General features: G+C 71.3%; 20 protein-coding genes. 9 read left to right on the top strand and 11 right to left on the bottom strand.

Annotated features, from left to right (window positions below; all coding sequences use genetic code 11):
• Nucleotides 1–222: 222 nt before the first annotated feature.
• Both ACWCPF_RS09605 and ACWCPF_RS09610 read left to right on the top strand, forming a co-directional pair.
• Nucleotides 223–684: a sec-independent translocase gene (locus ACWCPF_RS09605; RefSeq protein ID WP_451044422.1), complete on the top strand. Its 462-nt coding sequence runs from the start codon at nucleotides 223–225 to the stop codon at nucleotides 682–684.
• A 181-nt stretch (nucleotides 685–865) separates the two neighbouring features.
• The gene (locus ACWCPF_RS09610) at nucleotides 866–1,525 is read left to right on the top strand and encodes a hypothetical protein (protein WP_451044423.1); all 660 of its coding nucleotides are present in this window, start codon (nucleotides 866–868) and stop codon (nucleotides 1,523–1,525) included.
• Between the two features lie 62 nt (nucleotides 1,526–1,587).
• Here the strand turns inward: ACWCPF_RS09610 and ACWCPF_RS09615 are convergent, their stop codons facing one another.
• The 3 genes from ACWCPF_RS09615 to ACWCPF_RS09625 are packed head-to-tail and all read right to left on the bottom strand — an operon-like array spanning nucleotide 1,588 to nucleotide 4,674.
• Nucleotides 1,588–2,721: an Mrp/NBP35 family ATP-binding protein gene (locus ACWCPF_RS09615; RefSeq protein WP_451044424.1), complete on the bottom strand. Its 1,134-nt coding sequence runs from the start codon at nucleotides 2,719–2,721 to the stop codon at nucleotides 1,588–1,590.
• Nucleotides 2,722–2,764: 43 nt separating this feature from the next.
• A complete protein-coding gene (locus ACWCPF_RS09620; RefSeq protein WP_451044425.1) occupies nucleotides 2,765–3,364 on the bottom strand; it encodes a DUF1003 domain-containing protein in 600 nt (199 codons plus the stop codon).
• A 14-nt stretch (nucleotides 3,365–3,378) separates the two neighbouring features.
• Nucleotides 3,379–4,674, bottom strand: a complete 1,296-nt coding sequence (locus tag ACWCPF_RS09625) for a magnesium transporter MgtE N-terminal domain-containing protein (protein WP_451044426.1) — start codon at nucleotides 4,672–4,674, stop codon at nucleotides 3,379–3,381.
• A 175-nt stretch (nucleotides 4,675–4,849) separates the two neighbouring features.
• Between ACWCPF_RS09625 and ACWCPF_RS09630 the strand changes: the two genes are divergently transcribed.
• Nucleotides 4,850–5,602 (top strand): hypothetical protein, encoded by a 753-nt coding sequence (locus ACWCPF_RS09630; RefSeq protein WP_451044427.1) that lies wholly within the window; start codon nucleotides 4,850–4,852, stop codon nucleotides 5,600–5,602.
• Between the two features lie 47 nt (nucleotides 5,603–5,649).
• On the opposite strand, the gene ACWCPF_RS09635 is transcribed toward ACWCPF_RS09630, so the two are convergent.
• Nucleotides 5,650–6,180, bottom strand: coding sequence for a hypothetical protein (locus tag ACWCPF_RS09635; protein ID WP_451044428.1), 531 nt, complete (start codon nucleotides 6,178–6,180; stop codon nucleotides 5,650–5,652).
• Nucleotides 6,181–6,213: 33 nt separating this feature from the next.
• Nucleotides 6,214–7,344: a magnesium and cobalt transport protein CorA gene (locus ACWCPF_RS09640; protein ID WP_451044429.1), complete on the bottom strand. Its 1,131-nt coding sequence runs from the start codon at nucleotides 7,342–7,344 to the stop codon at nucleotides 6,214–6,216.
• 457 nt (nucleotides 7,345–7,801) lie between these two features.
• Between ACWCPF_RS09640 and ACWCPF_RS09645 the strand changes: the two genes are divergently transcribed.
• The 4 genes from ACWCPF_RS09645 to ACWCPF_RS09660 all read left to right on the top strand — a co-directional run bounded on the left by ACWCPF_RS09645 (nucleotide 7,802) and on the right by ACWCPF_RS09660 (nucleotide 10,938).
• On the top strand, nucleotides 7,802–8,386 hold the full coding sequence (locus ACWCPF_RS09645; protein ID WP_451044430.1) for a suppressor of fused domain protein: 585 nt from the start codon (nucleotides 7,802–7,804) through the stop codon (nucleotides 8,384–8,386).
• Between the two features lie 251 nt (nucleotides 8,387–8,637).
• On the top strand, nucleotides 8,638–9,279 hold the full coding sequence (locus ACWCPF_RS09650) for a DUF6758 family protein (RefSeq protein WP_451044431.1): 642 nt from the start codon (nucleotides 8,638–8,640) through the stop codon (nucleotides 9,277–9,279).
• A 136-nt stretch (nucleotides 9,280–9,415) separates the two neighbouring features.
• Complete coding sequence (locus ACWCPF_RS09655) at nucleotides 9,416–10,273, top strand: PHP domain-containing protein (RefSeq protein ID WP_451044432.1); 858 nt, start codon at nucleotides 9,416–9,418, stop codon at nucleotides 10,271–10,273.
• A 59-nt stretch (nucleotides 10,274–10,332) separates the two neighbouring features.
• A complete protein-coding gene (locus tag ACWCPF_RS09660; protein WP_363166931.1) occupies nucleotides 10,333–10,938 on the top strand; it encodes a MarC family protein in 606 nt (201 codons plus the stop codon).
• 80 nt (nucleotides 10,939–11,018) lie between these two features.
• On the opposite strand, the gene ACWCPF_RS09665 is transcribed toward ACWCPF_RS09660, so the two are convergent.
• Nucleotides 11,019–11,171, bottom strand: coding sequence for a hypothetical protein (locus ACWCPF_RS09665; protein WP_451044433.1), 153 nt, complete (start codon nucleotides 11,169–11,171; stop codon nucleotides 11,019–11,021).
• Nucleotides 11,172–11,366: 195 nt separating this feature from the next.
• Here ACWCPF_RS09665 and ACWCPF_RS09670 point away from each other — a divergent pair, with 195 nt between their 5' ends.
• A complete protein-coding gene (locus ACWCPF_RS09670; protein ID WP_451044580.1) occupies nucleotides 11,367–12,263 on the top strand; it encodes an NYN domain-containing protein in 897 nt (298 codons plus the stop codon).
• Nucleotides 12,264–12,369: 106 nt separating this feature from the next.
• On the opposite strand, the gene ACWCPF_RS09675 is transcribed toward ACWCPF_RS09670, so the two are convergent.
• Both ACWCPF_RS09675 and ACWCPF_RS09680 read right to left on the bottom strand, forming a co-directional pair.
• Nucleotides 12,370–13,275, bottom strand: coding sequence for an alpha/beta fold hydrolase (locus tag ACWCPF_RS09675; protein WP_451044581.1), 906 nt, complete (start codon nucleotides 13,273–13,275; stop codon nucleotides 12,370–12,372).
• A 127-nt stretch (nucleotides 13,276–13,402) separates the two neighbouring features.
• Nucleotides 13,403–16,168: a DEAD/DEAH box helicase gene (locus tag ACWCPF_RS09680; protein WP_451044434.1), complete on the bottom strand. Its 2,766-nt coding sequence runs from the start codon at nucleotides 16,166–16,168 to the stop codon at nucleotides 13,403–13,405.
• A 525-nt stretch (nucleotides 16,169–16,693) separates the two neighbouring features.
• Between ACWCPF_RS09680 and ACWCPF_RS09685 the strand changes: the two genes are divergently transcribed.
• Nucleotides 16,694–17,437, top strand: a complete 744-nt coding sequence (locus tag ACWCPF_RS09685; RefSeq protein WP_451044435.1) for a ferritin-like fold-containing protein — start codon at nucleotides 16,694–16,696, stop codon at nucleotides 17,435–17,437.
• Between the two features lie 63 nt (nucleotides 17,438–17,500).
• On the opposite strand, the gene ACWCPF_RS09690 is transcribed toward ACWCPF_RS09685, so the two are convergent.
• The 3 genes from ACWCPF_RS09690 to ACWCPF_RS09700 all read right to left on the bottom strand — a co-directional run bounded on the left by ACWCPF_RS09690 (nucleotide 17,501) and on the right by ACWCPF_RS09700 (nucleotide 19,185).
• Entirely contained in the window at nucleotides 17,501–17,770 is a 270-nt protein-coding gene (locus ACWCPF_RS09690; protein WP_451044436.1) for a hypothetical protein, read from the bottom strand.
• A 399-nt stretch (nucleotides 17,771–18,169) separates the two neighbouring features.
• The gene (locus tag ACWCPF_RS09695) at nucleotides 18,170–18,397 is read right to left on the bottom strand and encodes a DUF3107 domain-containing protein (RefSeq protein ID WP_189920010.1); all 228 of its coding nucleotides are present in this window, start codon (nucleotides 18,395–18,397) and stop codon (nucleotides 18,170–18,172) included.
• Between the two features lie 146 nt (nucleotides 18,398–18,543).
• Nucleotides 18,544–19,185, bottom strand: a complete 642-nt coding sequence (locus ACWCPF_RS09700; RefSeq protein WP_451044437.1) for a TetR/AcrR family transcriptional regulator — start codon at nucleotides 19,183–19,185, stop codon at nucleotides 18,544–18,546.
• Between the last annotated feature and the right edge of the window lie 176 nt (nucleotides 19,186–19,361).

Here is a 19,361-nt window from a genome sequence, read left to right on the forward strand (position 1 = left end):
CATCGATTGACAGAAACGTCACAGGTCAGACGGTGAAACGCGGTCCGACAAGGCAAACAACGCGAAAAACGGGCCGCCTACACGCATTCGGGGGCCCCGGGACGGTACCGGTCGGACAGGTGCGACAGGTACCGTGGACCCGGCCCGGACCACGGAAGACCCGAACTTGATCACTCAGGGCCCGAGGGCCGAGGACCGCGGACATCGCGCAAGGAGCTTCAGGTGTTCAATGACATAGGACCGCTCGAGCTGGTGACGATCGCCGTCCTGGCCGTGCTCGTCTTCGGTCCGGACAAGCTCCCGAAGGTCATCCAGGACATGATGCGGACCGTCCGGAAGATCCGTGAGTTCTCGGAGAGCGCCAAGGCGGACATCCGCAGCGAGCTGGGACCGGAGTTCAAGGACTTCGAGTTCGAGGACCTCAACCCCAAGACGTTCATCCGCAAGCAGCTGGACAACGACGAGCTGGGGCTCAAGGAGATCCGCAACGGCTTCGACCTGAAGAAGGAGATGGCCGAGGTCACGGACGCGGTCCACAGCCGCGACACGGACACCGCGGCCGCGGGATCGTCCTCTTCGTCCTCGGGCTCGTCCTCGTCCGGCGACGGTCGGATCGACATGACCAAGAAGCCCGAAGAGCCCGGCAAGGACGACCGCCCGCCCTTCGACGCGGACGCCACGTAAAGCCTCTCCCGACTCACCCGCGTGCCCCGATGTGAGGGGGCGCACGCCGCACGCGCCGGGTGGATTCCCGGCAGCCCGGGGCGGGGTGGCTATGCTGCCTGGTTGTTGTGCGGAGCGGACGAGTACGCCCGAAGGGGGGCGGGCCGGTCGCTCCGTCGAGAACGAGGAGGCGTCCGGGCACATGGAGACGACGAGTCGGGCAGTCGCGCAGACGCCGGACGCGGAGGGCGGACAACAGCTCCCCTCCGTCCGGCGTACGGTCGACGGCTACTTGGAGGCACCCTTCCCCTGGTACGGCCTCGACGAGGCCTTCACAGGGCCGCGCTGGCTGATGCAGGTGGGCACGGCGGCCGACGGGGCCGTCGAACACGGTTCCGTCGGACACGGCGACGAGCCCTCCGTACGGCATGAGACGTCCGGTGAGGACCGCGGGAAGTTCGCGGTCGTCGTGACCGTCGCCACGAACCCCGTGCGGCGCAGCGCCGACGGCACGGGCCTGCTGGAGGCCACCTCGGTGTCCTCGGCGGCCTGGCTCGCGGGGGTGGGCCTGCTGTCCTTCACCTGGCCGGGGCAGATGGACCACAGCCTGCGCGACGACTGGCTGGACCAGCAGACCGAGACGGCGTGGGTCCTCGCCGACGACCTCGCCGGCGAGGACTGGTCGACGCTGTCCCTGCCGGTCGACGGCGTGCCGACGCCCTTCCACTACCGAGAGTCCGAGTTCGGCTGGGTACTGGCCGGCTCGACCTCGGAAGGGGTGCACCTGGGGGCGTACGGGAGGGGCATGAGCGCGTACGGGCTCGGCTTCGCCATGATCAAGGACATCGACGCGTACGCCTAGACACGACGAAGGGTGCCCTCCCGGCGGTGGGCACCCTGACGATCGTCGCGCTGGAAGTCGCGCTAGAACTTGTTCCGGGGCGTGATCCCGAGCGACAGTCCGGACAGGCCGCGCTGGCGGCCGCCCAGCTTGCCCGCGATCGCCCGCAGGGCCGCGCCCGCCGGGGAGTCGGGGTCGCTCAGGACCACCGGCTTGCCGTCGTCGCCGCCCTCGCGCAGCCGGACGTCGATCGGGATCGAGCCGAGGACCGGGACGGTGGCGCCGGTCGTGCGGGTCAGCCCGTCCGCCACCGACTGTCCGCCGCCGGTGCCGAAGACATCGACCATCTCGTCGCAGTGCGGGCAGGGCAGGCCGGCCATGTTCTCGACCACGCCGACGATCTTCTGGTGGGTCTGCACGGCGATGGAGCCCGCCCGCTCGGCGACCTCCGCCGCGGCCTGCTGGGGGGTGGTGACGACCAGGATCTCCGCGTTGGGGACCAGCTGGGCCACCGAGATCGCGATGTCGCCCGTGCCCGGCGGCAGGTCCATCAGCAGCACGTCCAGGTCGCCCCAGTACACGTCGGCCAGGAACTGCTGGAGGGCGCGGTGCAGCATCGGGCCGCGCCAGACGACCGGCGCGTTGCCCTGGATGAACATGCCGATGGAGATGACCTTCACGCCGTTCGCGGACGGCGGCATGATCATGTTCTCGACCTGGGTCGGACGGCCGTCCGCGCCCAGCATGCGCGGCACGCTGTGGCCGTAGATGTCGGCGTCGACCACGCCCACCTTGAGGCCGTCGGCGGCCATCGCCGCCGCCAGGTTCACCGTCACCGACGACTTGCCGACGCCGCCCTTGCCGGAGGCGACCGCATACACGCGGGTCAGCGAGCCGGGCTTGGCGAACGGGACCTCGCGCTCGGCGGTGCCGCCGCGCAGGGCGGTCGCCAGTTCCTTGCGTTGCTCGTCGCTCATCACGTCGAGGGTGACGTCGACGCGGGTGACGCCGTCCACCCGGGAGACCGCGTCCGTCACGCGCTGCGTGATCGTCTCGCGCATCGGGCAGCCGGAGACCGTCAGGTACACGGTGACCGCGACCGCCCCGTCCGCGCCGATCTCGACCGACTTCACCATCCCGAGTTCGGTGATGGGCCGGTTGATCTCGGGGTCGTTCACCGTCGCCAGTGCCTCGCGCACCGCGTCTTCGCTAGCCATGAGGTCGATGGTACGGCTGTCGGAGGGGGCCCCGGTAAGTCCGTCACCGGTCTTCTACGTCACGTCCCCGGGACCGTTCTGCCGGGAATACGGCGCCTTCGCGGTGTCCGTTGCCCCGTTCCTCCATTTCCTTGACCATGTCCTGCAGCTCCGAGCGGATCCAGTCCCGGGTGGCGACCTCGCCCAGGCCGATGCGCAGGGCGGCGATCTCCCTGGTCAGGTACTCGGTGTCGGCGATGGACCGTTCGTTCTGCTTGCGGTCCTGCTCCAGGTTGACCCGGTCGCGGTCGTCCTGCCGGTTCTGCGCGAGCAGGATCAGCGGGGCCGCGTAGGAGGCCTGGAGGGACAGCATCAGGGTCAGGAAGATGAACGGATAGTTGTCGAAGCGCAGATCGCGCGGGGCGAAGATGTTCCACAGCACCCAGACGATGATGACGACCGTCATCCAGACGATGAACCGCCCGGTGCCCAGGAAGCGCGCGATGCGCTCCGACAGCCGTCCGAACGCCTCCGGGTCCCACTCGGGCAGCAGTGGGCGCCGGCGCGGCTGCGGCTGGTCCAGGCGCGGGCGGTGCCGGCCGGCCGCCGTCGCCCCGACCGGCGTGCGCTCCACGCGGCCGCCGCCCTCGCGCTCAGGAGCCATCGGAAGCAGTCCCGTCAGTCATGGGAACCAGTCCCGTCGATGTCCATCGCGTCCTCGAGGTGGAACTCGGTCTCCCGCCAGTCCTCCGGCAGCATGTGGTCCAGGACGTCGTCCACCGTCACCGCGCCGAGGAGCGAGCCCGCTTCGTCCACCACGGGCGCCGCGACCATGTCGTACGTCGCGAAGAACCCGGCGACGACCGGCAGCGCCGCGTCCGGCGCCAGGGCCTGGAGATCGTCGTCGAGCAGCGCGCTGACCAGCGTGTACGGGGGGTCGCGCAGCAGGCGCTGGAAGTGGACCGTGCCCAGGTACTTGCCGGTCGGGGTCTCGTCGGGCGGGCGGCAGACGTAGACCTGGGCGGCGAGCGCGGGTGAGAGGTCCGCGTTGCGCACGCGCGCGAGGGCGTCGGCGACGGTGGCGTCGGGGCGCAGCACGATCGGCTCGGTGGTCATCAGCCCGCCCGCGGTGTGCTCCTCGTACGCCATCAGCCGCCGCATGTCGGCCGCGTCCGCCGGCTCCATCAGGCTCAGCAGCCGCTCCTGGTCCGCCTCGGGGAGCTCGGAGAGCAGGTCGGCCGCGTCGTCGGGGTCCATGGCCTCCAGGACGTCCGCCGCGCGCTCCTCCTTCAGCTTGCCGAGGATCTCGATCTGGTCGTCCTCCGGCAGCTCCTCCAGGACGTCGGCGAGCCGGTCGTCGTCCAGGGCGGCGGCGACCTCGGCGCGCCGCTTCGGCGACAGATGGTGCAGGACGTTGGCGAGGTCGGCGGGGCGCAGCTGCTCGAAGGTGGCGAGAAGGCTCTCCGCGCCCTGTCCGTGCTCCTCCAGCGAGAACCCGGTCACCGCGGACCACCCCACGGTCAGCGTCTCGCCCTTGGCCCGCCGGAAGGCGCTCGCCTTCCTCCCCTTGCGGACGAAGACCCGGTCGATCTCCCAGTCCCGGCGGGCCGGCAGCTGCCGCACCGACACGTCGAGGACGTTGACCTCCTCGCCGGTCTCGACGAGCGTGACGCGCCGGTCGAGCAGCTCCCCGAACGCCAGCCGCTCGGTGGGGCGCTGCTCGAAGCGCCGCACGTTGACCACGCCGGTGGTGATCACCTGGCCGGACTCGATGCCGGTCACCCGGGTCATGGGCAGGAAGATCCGGCGCCGGGTGGCCAGTTCGACGACCAGCCCGAGCACCCGCGGCGGCCGCCGCCCCACGCGCAGCACGACGACCAGATCGCGCACCCGCCCGACCACGTCGCCGTTCGGATCGAAGACCGGGATGCCGGAGAGATGCGAGACGAAGATCCGCGGTGCGCCCGCCGCCATGACCGCACCTCCGCCCTTGTCCCGATTGCCCGCCGTTGCGGGCTTCAGGCTAGCCCGTCCCGATCGGATACGCCCTGACGGCCGGTCCGGACGGACTGGCTCCGTTCGCCGCTCGCGCCCCCGGTACGCTGCCGTACGCCGCTCGGCACACCCCCGCAGAAAGGCAGCTCTCTCTGTGACTGCGATTTCCCACGGCCGTACTCGCCGGACCCCGTTGGTGAGCGCGCTGTGCGCACTGGTCGTGGGCAGTCTGGGACTGGCGGGGTGCAGTGAGGATCCGGACGCGGGCACGAACGGGGTGGGCAAACTGCCGGCCGCGCAGATCCAGTCCAAGACGAAGACGGCCGCGGCCGGCGTGGACGCGGTGCGGCTGTCGGGGAGCGTGGTCACCAGCGGGCACACGTACAAGCTCGACATGAGCCTGAAGGCGGACGGCGGCACCGGATCGGTCACCGCGGAGGGGGCCACCTTCCATCTGCTGCGGATCGGCGAGCAGTTGTACCTGAAGGCCGACGCGTCCTTCTGGGCCAAGGAGGACGGCAAGTCGGGCGACGGCTCGGACACGGCGGCCGCCGACAAGCTCGACGGCAAGTACGTGAAGGTGCCGACGGGCGACCCCTCGTACAAGAAGTTCAGCGGCTTCACGGACAAGGACGTCCTCCTCGACGGGCTGCTGACCCTGCACGGCTCGCTGGCCACGGACGGCCACCACGAGCAGTCCGGCGTCCGCACGATCCGCATCACCGGCGACGGCGGCTCCGGCGGCAAGCTGGACGTGTCGCTGGAGGGCACGCCGTACCCGCTGCGCCTGGAACGCGCCGGAGGCGCGGGCACGCTGAGCTTCTCCGCCTGGGGCAAGGACTTCGACCTGAAGGAGCCGGCGAAGGGCGACACGGTGGACTACGGCAAGCAGCTGCCGTCGTCATAGATCTTGCCGTCGTAGATCTGCCGTCGTCCTGACGTTTCAGAGACCGGTTACTTGCGTCTGCGCTTCTTCAGCAGCAGCTTCGGCAGTCCGGCCGGGGCCGGCCGGCGCGTGGTGGCGGGCGAGGGCACCGGCTTGGCCGCCAGATCCCCGTCGGGCAGCGGCAGGGTGGTCCCGGTCGGCTCCAGGCGCAGCACCCGGCACTCCCGCGCCCAGCGCTCGGTCATGGCCTCGCCGTCGGGCGCGTTCAGCCGCTTGCCCTTGAGCTCGGCGACGGCCGCGTCCCACGCCTCGGAACCGGGCTCGACCTGCACGACGCGCGCCGTCCAGGAGACCAGCCGGCCGCCCTTGTCCTTGCTGCGGACGGTGACCTCGGCCGAACCCCCGCCGACGAGCCCGGACAGCGGCTGCTCACCGGGTCCGTCGCCGACCAGACAGGCCGCGCCCTCGTGCCACACATGCCACAGCGCACGCGCGGCCGGTTCGCCGGCGCCCCGGACCCAGACGAGGCCGGACTTCTTGGTGGCCTCCTCGACGAGGGCCTGCGTGACGACGGCGTGGTCGGGCAGCTCGCTTGTCATGGGCTCACCCTAGCGAGGCGCCATCGAGGGCACTCACAGCCAGCCGTTGCGCTTCAGCGTGCGGTGGATGCCGAAGCAGAGGGCCACCATGGCCGACATGACCACGGGATAGCCGAACTTCCAGTGCAGCTCCGGCATGTAGTCGAAGTTCATGCCGTACACCCCGCAGACCATGGTCGGTACGGCGATGATGGCCGCCCAGGACGTGATCTTCCGCATGTCCTCGTTCTGCGCGACGGACGCCTGCGCCAGGTTGGCCTGGAGAATCGAGTTGAGCAGCTCGTCGAAGCCGACGACCTGCTCCTGGACCCGGGCGAGGTGGTCGGCGACGTCGCGGAAGTACTTCTGGATGTCGGGGTCGATCAGCCGCATCGGCCGCTCGCTCAGCAGCTGCATCGGCCGCAGCAGCGGCGACACCGCGCGCTTGAACTCCAGTACCTCACGCTTGAGTTGGTAGATCCGGCCGGCGTCCGTGCCGCGCGGGGTGCCCTTGCGCCCGGGCGAGAACACCTCCGTCTCGACCTCGTCGATGTCGTCCTGCACGGCGTCCGCGACCGCGATGTAGCCGTCGACGACGTGGTCCGCGATGGCGTGCAGCACCGCGGAGGGACCCTTGATCAGCAGCTCGGGGTCGTCCTGGAGGCGGTGGCGCAGCGCGCGCAGCGAGCCCTGGCCGCCGTGCCGGACCGTGATGAAGAAGTCCTTGCCGGTGAAGCACATGACCTCGCCGGCCTCGACGATCTCGCTGTTGGCCTCGAGCCGGTCGTGCTCGATGTAGTGGATGGTCTTGAAGACCGTGAAGAGCGAGTCGTCGTAGCGCTCCAGCTTGGGCCGCTGGTGCGCCTGCACCGCGTCCTCCACGGCCAGCGGGTGCAGCCCGAACTCCGCCGCGATACCGGCGAATTCGGCCTCGGTGGGCTCGTGCAGACCGATCCACACGAAGCCTCCGTCGCGCCGCACCTGGCGCATGGCCTCCTGCGGGGTCGGCGCCTGTGCGCACTGGACGCGCGAACCGTCCCGGTAGACGGCGCAGTCGACGACGGCCGACGGGGTCGCGGGGTCACGGGTGGTGTCGTACGCGCTGCCGTCCGTGCGTGCGCCCCCGTTGCGCAGGGAGGGGCGGGCGGGGCGGACGACGGCCCTGAGGTCGCGGATCATCGACATGGCAGGCTCCTTCGTGACAGGCAACGAAAGGCCGCCGACGACGGGTGGAACTACCCGGAATGGGGACGTCCTGACTGCGGAGGTTTGGCACGTCCACAAAGCGGGGAGCACCGCTCCGTCGCGGTGGCGAGCTTCGCTACTGATTCAGATCAGAGGCAAAAACGAAACGAAGTGCTCTTCGGCATGAAGATGAGCGCGAGAGGTGGCGACCAGCCGAGGGCCAAGAAGCCGGAGCAGCTGCATCAGCGGCCGGAAGAGCGAGTGGTACTGCACGGGTGACTTCGATCCATGACAGCCCCACCTCCTCCAGCCGGTCCCTCGTAAGGGAGTCTCGTCTGCGTCGAGGCAAGATAGCGACGCTTCTGCGTGCTGCCCCGAACCACCGGGCCAGACTACCAGCCGAGTGAAGTGTCAAGGCGCTGCTTTGCCCTGTGCCGACGAGTTCTATGCTCCCCGCATGGCTGATGTTCTTCCTCTGGTCGAGGCTCGTTTGCGCTCCGCGCTGGGTGAGCCGGACGCCCGCGCCGCCGTCACGTTCCTCGGTACGGACCGCGTCGAGGTGCTGCGGTTCCACGAGGGCGACATCGTCCGCTACGCCACGCTCGGGATGTCCGCGCAGCCGATGAGCGACCCCGCCGCGGTGCTCGCGGATCCGGTCGAGGGGCCGCGCGCCGAGCTGGTCCTGTCGGTCCGGCCGGGCGTCGCCGACACCGACAAGGTGCTCCGTCCGCTCGCCGTGCTCGCCGCGTCCCCGCAGGTCGAGGGAGTGGTGGTGGCCCCCGGCGCCTCGCTCGACGTCGGCGAGCCGCTGTGGCCCGGCGCACCGTTCACCTCGGTCCTGGTCGCCGAGCCCGGCGGTCTGGTCGAGGATCTCGACCTCGACGAGCCGCTCGACCCGGTCCGCTTCCTGCCGCTGCTCCCGATGACCGCGAACGAGGCCGCCTGGAAGCGCGTGCACGGCGCCCAGGCCCTCCAGGAGCGCTGGCTGACGAACGGGACGGACCTGCGGGATCCGTCCCGCAGGTCCGTCCCGCTCGACTGACGCCTCGGGTGGCGTTCGTGAGGAAGGTCACCAACATGTGGCCGAAGACGTTCAGTTGGCGAGGACGACGACGAGGGCGAGGTCGAGCGGCAGCGTCCCGCGGTCGCCGATGCGGCGGGAGACGAAGCCGGTGACCGGCATCGCGAACGCGGGCGGGATCGGGTCGGCGAGGCCGTTTCGGTCGATCGGTTTCCGCCCGGACGGGTGATCGTCCTTGACGTGGGCGGGCTCGGGTAGGACCGTGGGGCTCTATGAGGGGCGAACCCAGTTGCCCGAAGTGTGGTGGCCGGGTCAGGGCTCCCGGACTCTTCGCCGATTCCTGGCAGTGTGACGTGCACGGGACGGTGCATCCGCTGCAGCCCGTGATCCCGCCCAGCGTCGAGGCCCTCAGCGTCGTCGTGCACCGCACGCAGGTGCCGTTGTGGATGCCGTGGCCGCTGCCGGTCGGCTGGCTGTTCACGGGTGTGACCTACGCGGGGGACGACCGCAGCGGCGGTCGCGCCACCGCCGTGGCCTGCTCCGGACCGGGGCCGCTCGGCGGCATGGGCGAGCTGATCCTCGTCGCCGAAGAGCTGGGCGTCGGGCTCGGCGCGCGGTACGCCGGCGTCGACGGGCCGGATCCGGGTCCGTACATGAGCGTCGAGAAACCTCCGCAGGCGAAGGTCCTGGCCGCGGGCCGTCCCACCCCGCTCTGGCATGTCTCCGCCACCCCGGACGACCGTGCGGTCTTCGCGGGCGAGGCGCGCGGGCTGTGGCTGTGGGCGGTGGTGTGGCCCGAGCAGTCGGGGCTGCTGATGTACGACGAGCTGGTGCTGACGGATCTGCGGGATGCGGGCGCGGAGCTGGATCTGGTGCCCTGCGGGGCGCTGTCGCCGCGCCTGCTCAAGCCGTAGCGGATCGCGGGCCGGGCCCGGCGGTGAGCCCCAGGGTGTAGGGGGCGCTACCGGCTTTCGACTGTGACAGGGCCGGTGTGACAAGCCGTTATGCTGGAGCGTCCGCTTCCGTCCCGTCGCCGTCTGGAGTCCGCTCGTGCGTATCGATCTGCACTGCCACTCCACCGCGTCCGACGGTACGGACACCCCGGCCGAGCTGGTCCGCAACGCGGCCGCCGCCGGGCTGGACGTCGTCGCACTGACCGACCACGACACCACCCGCGGACATGCCGAGGCCATCGCCGCGCTGCCGCGGGGGCTCGCTCTCGTCACCGGCGCGGAGCTGTCGTGTCGTATCGACGGCATCAGCATGCACATGCTGGCCTACCTGTTCGACCCCGAGGAGCCCGCGCTGCTCGCCGAGCGCGAGCTGGTGCGGGACGACCGGGTGCCGCGGGCGCGCGGGATGGTCGCCCGGCTCAACGAGCTGGGCGTGCCCGTCACCTGGGAGCAGGTCGCGCGGATCGCGGGGGACGGGTCCGTCGGGCGGCCGCACGTGGCCACCGCCCTGGTCGAGCTGGGCGTCGTGCCGACCGTGAGCGACGCCTTCACCCAGGACTGGCTCGCCGACGGCGGCCGGGCCTACGTCGCGAAGCACGAGACCGACCCCTTCGAGGCGATCCGGCTGGTCAAGGGCGCGGGCGGGGTCACCGTCTTCGCCCACCCGGGCGCCAGCAAGCGCGGCCGTACGGTGCCGGAGCCGGCGATCGCCGAGCTGGCCGCGGCCGGCCTCGACGGCATCGAGGTCGACCACATGGACCACGACGCGGACACGCGGGCCCGGCTGCGCGGGCTGGCCGCCGAGCTGGGACTGCTGGTCACCGGCTCGTCGGACTACCACGGCAGCCGCAAGACGTGCGTGCTCGGCGAGTACACCACCGACCCCGAGGTGTACGGGGAGATCACCCGGCGTGCCACCGGCGCGTTCCCGGTGCCGGGGACCGGCGGAGCCTGAGGCTCACCCCTCCGCCCTGCCCTTCCGTTCTTCCTCTTCCTTGCAAGGTCTGTGCACAGATGTTCGACGTCGCCGTCTTCGGCTCTCTCTTCCTGACCCTTTTTGTCATCATGGATCCCCCCGGGATCACCCCGATCTTCCTCGCGCTGACCTCCGGGCGTCCCGGCAAGGTGCAGAAGCGGATGGCCTTCCAGGCGGTCTGCGTGGCGGGCGGTGTGATCGCCGTCTTCGGGCTCCTGGGGCACCAGATCCTCGACTATCTGCACGTCTCCGTGCCCGCGCTGATGATCGCGGGCGGACTGCTGCTCCTGCTGATCGCGCTCGATCTGCTCACCGGCAAGACCGACGAGCCGAAACAGACCAAGGACGTCAACGTCGCGCTCGTTCCGCTGGGCATGCCGCTGCTGGCCGGACCCGGCGCGATCGTGTCCGTCATCCTCGCCGTGCAGAAGGCCGACAGCGTGGCGACGCAGGTGTCGGTCTGGGCGGCGATCCTCGCCATCCATGTCGTGCTGTGGCTGGTGATGCGGTACTCGCTGCTGATCATCCGCGTCATCAAGGACGGCGGTGTGGTCCTGGTGACCCGGCTCGCGGGCATGATGCTCTCCGCGATCGCCGTGCAGCAGATCATCAACGGGGTCACCCAGGTGATCCGCGCGAGCTGACCGGATGCCCGTCATACGCAGATCCCCCTACGGCATGGCCGTAAGGGGATCTGAAACCTGTATGGGAACCCTGTCCCGTGTTACGAGGCCGTGGGGTCGGCCGGACGGATCCACAGCCGCTGCCCGATGGCGGCGGCCTGCTGAACGATCCGGTTGACGGAGGCGGCGTCCACGACGGTGCAGTCCACGGGGGTCCCGTCGACGTCGTCGAGTCGCATGATTTCGAAGCGCATGGCTTCTCCCTTCGTCTGGTCATCCTCCTGAGGAGAACTACTTGGTTACGTAGGGAGTCAACGGGGTGCGTGTTACAAACATTCCCTACGCTAAAGAAATTTTTCGAACGGCTAATTACTAACGAGTAAGCCTGTTTGTGGAGACTGAACGGGACCGGTTGTGTTCGCAGCGTGACCACCGGGACAATGGAGGCGATGAACGACGACCTGCCGGACCTCGCCGCCCGCATCGACCGCACGAACGAGCTGCTCACGCGCATGCTCGCCGAGGTGGCCAAGACGCCCTCCACCCACGCGATCTTCGTCGACGCGGGCTATCTCTACGCGGCCGCGGGGCGCCTGGTGGCAGGCACCGAGGACCGCCGGGCCTTCGACCTCGACGCCGAGGGCCTGATCGAGGCGCTCATCGACCGCGCCCGCTCGATCTTCGCCGACAGCCGGCTGCTGCGCGTCTACTGGTACGACGGCGCCCGGCGCCGCATCCACACCTCCGAGCAGCAGTCCATCGCCGAACTGCCGGACGTGAAGGTGCGGTTGGGCAATCTGAACGCCAACAACCAGCAGAAGGGCGTCGATTCGCTCATCCGGACGGACCTGGAGTCCCTGGCCCGCCACCGCGCCATCAGCGACGCGGCCCTGCTGGGCGGCGACGAGGACCTGGTCTCGGCGGTCGAGGCCGCGCAGGGGTACGGCGCCCGCGTCCACCTCTGGGGCATCGAGGCGCCGGAAGGCCGCAACCAGGCCGAGCCGCTGCTCTGGGAGGTCGACAGCCAGCGCACCCTCGACCTCGACTTCTTCAAGCCGTACGTCTCCCGGCGCACCGCCGCCGCCTACGAGACGACCGGCGCGAGCCGTCCCAGCCGTGAGGCCGTCCGCTTCGTCGGTGCGCAGATCGCCGCGAAGTGGCTGGCGGCGCGGGGCCGGGAGGCCCTGGCCGACCTGCTGCCGGGCCACCCCTACCTCCCCGGCTCCGTCGACCAGGACCTGCTGGTGGAGGCCGAGGGCATCCTGCAGTACTCCCTGCGCGGCCAGGCGGACCTGAGACGCGCGCTGCGCGACGGCTTCTGGGAGCACGTGCAGACGCAGTACTGAGCGCTCCCGCTGGGGGTGCCGCGATGTGCCGTCGTTTCGCTGCGGCGCCGGCGTGGCCGGTCGCGCCCGCGCGGCGGAGCCGCAAATGTCAGCGCCCCGCGTCCCTTCAGGGCGCGTGTCCGGCGGTCGGCGGTAGCGGCTGGCCCGGGTGACGGTCCCAGAAGTCGGCCAGGCCCTGGGCCGTCTGCAGCGGCTTGTCCAGGTTCGGCGAGTGCTCGGCGCCCGGCACGACCGTCCGGTGCGCACCCAGCGCGACGGCCATGTCGTCGAGGAGGGGCACCGGCCAGGTGTCGTCCCGCGCCCCCGACAGGACGTGCAGCGGCAGCGGGACGGCGGCCAGCTCCGCGACCCGGTTCGGCTCGACGCACAACTGCCGTCCGGCCACGAGGAGTTGGGCGGGCTTGTGGTTCAGCCAGCGCAGCTCCAGCTGTTCCGGCTTGCCGAAGCCGCGGGCCGGACCGCCGACCTCCTCCGGCGGCCCCATCGCCTGCATCGCCGCCCACACCTCCGGCATCGTCATCACCGCGAGCGCGTCGTGCAGCAGCTTCACGCGCAGTTTCTGGGAGTCCGAGATCTCGGCCGGGCCCGAGGAGATCATCGTGAACGACACGAAGGGCGAGTGGTCCAGGAGGACGGCCGCGCGGGCGACCTGGCCGCCCATCGAGTGCCCGGTGAGATGCACGGGCGTGCCGAGGGCGGCGGCCTGCGCGAGCACGTCCCGCGCCAACTCCGCCTGCGCGTACGGGGATTCGTCGTCGGCCGGTCCGTCGGACTCGTTCTGCCCGCGCCCGTCCACGGCGACGGTCCGGTAGCCGCGGGCCGCGAGCGGCTCGTGCAGCCGGTGGAAGTCCTCCTTGCTGCCGGTGAAGCCCGGCAGCAGCAACGCGACCCCCCGCGGCTCGACGCCTGCGGCCACCGGCGAGTCGACGACGGCGAACTCACCGCGCTCGGTGCGCAGGGCGTACGAACGGGCGCCGGGGGGCGGCGGGAAGGGAGTGGACCTCGTGGGCATGGACACGGGGGGAGATTACCCGGCGTTCCTCTCCTCGCCGTCAACCGGGGCGGGGGTCGCGGACACGTCCGGCAAACGCCGAGGGCCCGGCCCACCTGCACGGTGGACCGGGCCCTCGGGCGTGACCTCAGCTGTCCGACGGCTCCACGACGGCCGCGGTCTTGCGGGTGGTGCGGCGCCGGGGCGTGGCCGCCTTGGCTCCCGCTTGCGGTTCCTGCGTGGCCTGGGCCGGGATGTCGGCGGTGGTGGCCGTCGTCTCGGTCTTGGCGGCGGTCTTGGCGGCGGTCTTGCGGGTGCGGCGGGGCTTGGCCTCGGTCGCTTCCGCGGTGTCGACCGCCGTGTCGGCCGCGGTCTCGGCGGCGGCTGCCGTCTTGCGGGTGCGACGCGGCTTGGTCACCGCGGCCTCCGCGACCGGCTCCGCTTCCGTGGCCTTGACGGCGGTGACTGCCGTGGCGGCGGTTGCGGCCGTCTTGCGGGTGCGGCGCGGCTTCGCCTCCGTACCCTCGGCCGTGTCGACCGCGACCGCGGCTTCGGCCGGAGCCGCTGCCTTGCGGGTGCGACGGGGCTTGACCTCGGCCTCGACGGCTTCCGGGGCCTCGACGACGGCAGTCGCCGTCGCCGCCGTCTTACGGGTGCGGCGCGGCTTGACCTCGGTGGCCTCGGCCGTTTCCACGGCTGCCTCCGCCGGGGCGGCCGTCTTACGGGTGGTGCGGCGACGCGGCTTGGTCTCCGTCGGCTCCACGCCCTCCGCGGTGTCGACCGCGACCACGGCTTCGGCCGGGGCCGGGGCGGTGGCGGCGGTCTTGCGGGTGGTGCGGCGGCGGGGCGTGGCGGCCTCCGCTTCCGCTTGCGGTTCCTGCGTGGCCTGGGCCGGGATGTCGGCCGTGGTGGCCGTCGTCTCGGTCTTGGCGGCGGTCTTGCGGGTGCGGCGGGGCTTGGCCTCGGTCGCTTCCGCGGTGTCGACCGCCGTGTCGGCCGCGGTCTCGGCGGCGGCTGCCGTCTTGCGGGTGCGACGCGGCTTGACCACAGGCTCGACCGTCTCGACCACGTCGACGGCTTCGACGGCCTTGACCTCGGCCACGGCTTCGGCCGGAGCCGTCGCCTTGCGGGTGCGACGGCGCGGCTTGACCTCCGCCGTCTCCTGCGTGTCGACGACGGCCTCGGCAACCGGCTCGGTCACGGTGGTGGCCGGGGCCGCCTCCGCGGTCTTGCGGGTGCGGCGCCGACGCGGCTTCTCCGGCGCGTCGAGGACGACGCCCTCCGCCGTCGCGACGGCCGCTTCCGCAGCCTGGACCACCGGCTCGACGACAGACTCGACGACGGGCTCGACGACGGGCTCGACGGCCACCGGGGTGGTCGTGCTCGCCGCGACGAAGGCATCCTGCGCCGATCCGGCGCGCGTACGGCGGCGACGGCGCGGGGTGCGCGGGCCGGCGGCCTCCTCGGTCACCTGCTCCGCAGCCGCAGCCGTGGTCGCAGCCGTGGTCGCGGCCGGGGCCGAAGTGGCGTCGATGGGCGCGCCGTTGCGCATCCGACGACGTCGGCGGGGCGTGCCGGCCGAGCGCTCACGCTCGTCGGAACGCTCGCCGGAGCGCTCGTTGGAACGGGACTCGCCCCGGCCGCCGCGGTCGTTGCGACCGCCTCGGTCGCCGCGGTCACCACGGCCGCCCCGGTCGTTGCGACCGCGTGCGCCGCGGCCGCCCGGCTCGCCCAGGTCCTCGAGCACTTCCGCGTCGAGCCCGGCGCGGGTGCGCTCCGCGCGCGGCAGGACACCCTTGGTGCCCGCGGGGATGCCGAGCTCCTCGTAGAAGTGCGGCGAGGTGGAGTACGTCTCCGGCGGGTCGCTGAACTCGAGCTCCAGCGCCTTGTTGATGAGCTGCCAGCGGGGGATGTCGTCCCAGTCGACCAGGGTGATCGCGATGCCCTTGGCGCCCGCGCGGCCGGTACGGCCGATGCGGTGCAGGTACGTCTTCTCGTCCTCGGGGGACTGGTAGTTGATGACGTGCGTGACGCCCTCGACGTCGATGCCGCGCGCGGCGACGTCGGTGCAGACGAGGACGTCGACCTTGCCGTTGCGGAACGCGCGCAGCGCCTGCTCGCGGGCGCCCTGGCCGAGGTCGCCGTGGACCGCGCCGGAGGCGAAGCCGCGCTGCTGGAGCTGGTCGGCCAGATCGGCCGCCGTGCGCTTGGTACGGCAGAACACCATGACCAGGCCGCGGCCCTCCGCCTGGAGGATGCGCGCCACCATCTCGGGCTTGTCCATGTTGTGCGCGCGGTACACGTGCTGCTTGGTGTTCGCGACGGTCCGGCCCGCGTCGTCCGGCGACGTGGCGTTGATGTGCGTCGGCTGCGACATGTAGCGGCGGGCGAGGCTGATGACCGCGCCCGGCATGGTCGCCGAGAACAGCATGGTCTGGCGCTTCGCCGGCAGCAGGTTGATGATCTTCTCGACGTCGGGCAGGAAGCCCAGGTCGAGCATCTCGTCGGCCTCGTCGAGGACGAGCGACCTGATGTGCTTGAGGTCGAGCTTCTTCTGGCCCGCGAGGTCCAGCAGTCGGCCCGGGGTGCCGACGACGACGTCGACGCCCTTCTTGAGGGCCTCGACCTGGGGCTCGTAGGCCCGGCCGCCGTAGATGGCGAGGACGCGCACATTGCGCACCTTGCCCGCGGTCAGCAGGTCGTTGGTGACCTGCGTGCACAGCTCACGCGTGGGGACGACGATGAGCGCCTGCGGGGCGTCGGTGAGGTCCTCGGGCTTGGCGCGGCCGGCCTCGACGTCGGCGGGGACGGTCACGCGCTCGAGGAGCGGGAGGCCGAAGCCCAGCGTCTTGCCGGTGCCGGTCTTGGCCTGGCCGATGACGTCCGTGCCCGTGAGGGCCACGGGGAGCGTCATCTCCTGGATGGGGAAGGGACTGATGATGCCGACGGCCTCAAGGGCCTCGGCGGTCTCGGAAAGGATTCCGAGCTCTCGGAACGTCGTAGTCAGGGTGCTGCCTCTTCTGTGTGCGCGGTGCGAGGCGAGCGCGGGGGTCGTTGACGGACCGTGCCGGGGGGACGTCGGCTGCCTTACGAGCCAACCGCTGGGGCAAGCCGTATGGCACGGGACCTCTGCCGACGCTCTAGCGCTCGTACCGCTGAGGGGGTCCCTCCAGGGGTTCCGTACGCACCGTGACTGCACAGTGTTTTCCGGACGAGGAGGGCTGTCGGGTCGGAGCCGATCGGGCCACCGACCGGGCATCCTCATACGTGCGGCCCGTCGAATATTCGGCAGGCGCATTACCACCATACCCCGGAATCGTGCACATGCGATGGCCGATTCGGTCACGTTGTGGTTGTCACAGTGCCCGGCGTGGTCCCGTACGTCTTCGTTGTCACACTGATTGACCAGGGACTTCCACCTTGCGGCGAGCGGGCTATTGTGCGCTTCATGACGACCTCTGACAAGCCTGAGAACACCGCCACCCCCACCGGTATCGCCGCGCAGGACTGGGCGCAGGCCGCCGCCGACCCGCAGTACCGGGCCGCGGTCGTGGATCTGCTGGGTGCGCTGGCGTACGGCGAGCTGGCGGCGTTCGAGCGGCTCGCGGAGGACGCCAAGCTCGCGCCCACGCTGGAGGACAAGGCGGAGCTGGCCAAGATGGCGTCGGCCGAGTTCCACCACTTCGAGAGGCTGCGCGACCGGCTCACGGAGATCGGTGAGGAGCCCACGCGCGCGATGGAGCCGTTCGTCGCCGCGCTCGACGGCTTCCACCGGCAGACGGCGCCGTCGGACTGGCTGGAGGGCCTCGTCAAGGCGTACGTCGGCGACTCGATCGCCAGCGACTTCTACCGCGAGGTCGCGGTGCGCCTGGACAACGACACCCGCGCGCTGGTGCTGGCCGTGCTCGACGACACCGGTCACGCCGGCTTCGCCGTGGACCGGGTGCGCGCCGCGATCGACGCGGACCCGCGCGTGGGCGGACGGCTCGCGCTGTGGGCGCGGCGGCTGATGGGCGAGGCCCTGTCGCAGTCCCAGCGGGTGGTCGCGGACCGCGACGCGCTGTCGACGATGCTCGTGGGCGGCGTCGCGGACGGCTTCGACCTCGCCGAGGTGGGCCGGATGTTCTCCCGGATCACCGAGGCGCACACCAAGCGGATGGCCGCGCTGGGCCTCGCGGCGTAGCGCCTACGGACCTCCGGGCGGACGGCCCGGCGCGGGCGATGCGGTGCGGGCGGAGCGCTGTGGCTACGCCGGGACCGATCGTCGACGGAGTCTTCCGGCCGGGCGCAGCAGCAGGGAGAGCGAGGCGGCGGAGACGATCGCCGCGCCGAGGAGGCTCGGCAGGGCGGTGCCGGGGCCCAGCGCGCTGTGGGTGACGAAGTCACCGAACAGGGCTCCGGCGACGCCCGTCGCGAAGACGAGGGAGCGGACGGGCATGCGGTGGGAGAGGCGACGCAGCGCCACCCACGCGAGCACGAGACCCAGCACAGCGGAGCCGAGCGCTTCCAAGATCATGTGGGTCCCTCCCGGACGGCGGGCTGTGCATCGAGGTCGTAGCCCGTCATTACCCGTGACCTGCGGAATGCAATCCTCCTCTGTGGTCGAGTTGTGCTCCATCTGTGCAGAACACGCTGACAGCGAAAACGACGGCGAAGACGACGGCGAAGACGACGGCGAAACGACGGCGAAACGACGGCGAAGAGGGTCGGGGAAAACGGAAGCGGGGGCCCGGCGGGGGGGGGGCAGCGGGCGCCCCCGGCGGGGGGGGGGCGCGGGGGGCCCCCCCGCCCCCCCGGCGGCGGCGGGCCCCCCCCCCCCCCCCCCCCCGCCCCCCCCCCGGGGCGGGGGGGGGGCCAACCGCGCGGGGGGCCCGGGCCTGGGCCCGCCCCCGGCCCCCCGCTTCCGTTGCGTCGCCTAGAGCGCGCCGAAGCCCACCTTGCGCGGGGCGGCCTCGCCCAGCTCCACGTAGGCCAGGCGGTCGGCCGGAACCAGGACCTTGCGGCCGTGCTGGTCCACGAGGCTGAGCAGCTGCGACTTTCCGGCCAGGGCCTCGGCCACCACGCGCTCGACTTCCTCGGGAGTCTGACCGCTCTCCAGAACGATCTCGCGGGGTGCGTGCAGCACGCCGATCTTGACCTCCACGGCTATGTCCCTCCGACGGTCATGGGGTGCGCGGGCTTCCGCGCCGTACGCTGCACACATTAGCCCGGTGAGGGGACGTACACGGTCCGGCCGTCCACGCCAGGAGCGAACAGCGAGCGGGAACAAACGGCCGGGCGCCCCGCGGGTCAGTGCTGATCGGTTCCGTGCAGCGGGAAACCTGCGATGCCCCGCCAGGCCAGGGAGGCGAGCAGCTGAACCGCCTGGTCGCGCGGGACGCTGCGGTCGCTGTGCAGCCAGGACCGCGCCACGACCTGCGCGAGGCCGCCCAGACCGGAGGCGAGCAGCATCGACTCCGCGCGCGAGAGACCCGTGTCCTCCGCGATGACCTCGCAGATCGCCTCGGCGCACTCGGTGGTCACCTTGTCGACGCGCTCGCGCACCGCCGGCTCGTTCGTCAGGTCCGACTCGAAGACCAGGCGGAAGGCGCCGCCGTCGTCCTCGACGTAGGCGAAGTACGCGTCCATCGTGGCGCGGACGCGCTGCTTGTTGTCGCTCGTCGACGCGAGCGCGCCGCGCACGGACTGGATGAGCGACTCGCAGTGCTGGTCCAGCAGGGCGAGGTAGAGGTCGAGCTTGCCGGGGAAGTGCTGGTAGAGCACCGGCTTGCTGACGCCGGCCCGCTCGGCGATGTCGTCCATCGCGGCCGCGTGATAGCCCTGTGCGACGAAGACTTCCTGGGCAGCGCCCAGCAGTTGGTTCCGTCGGGCACGGCGCGGCAGGCGTGTGCCCCGCGGGCGCGCCGCCTCTGTCTGCTCGATGGCTGTCACGCCGCCTCCCAAAGTCGTCCTCTTGCGGTGAGCGCCGCGCCGCCATCGTACTTTTCAGTAACCGTGGTGTGCGCGGTGCGAGCGCAGAATTTCACGGACTGGACGACGGAAGTAGCGGCAGAGACAGTTTTGAAACGGGATCTTCCGGGCATACTCCGGCCCCGCTCCGGCCGGGC

The organism is Streptomyces sp. NPDC001858 (genome assembly GCF_053594615.1).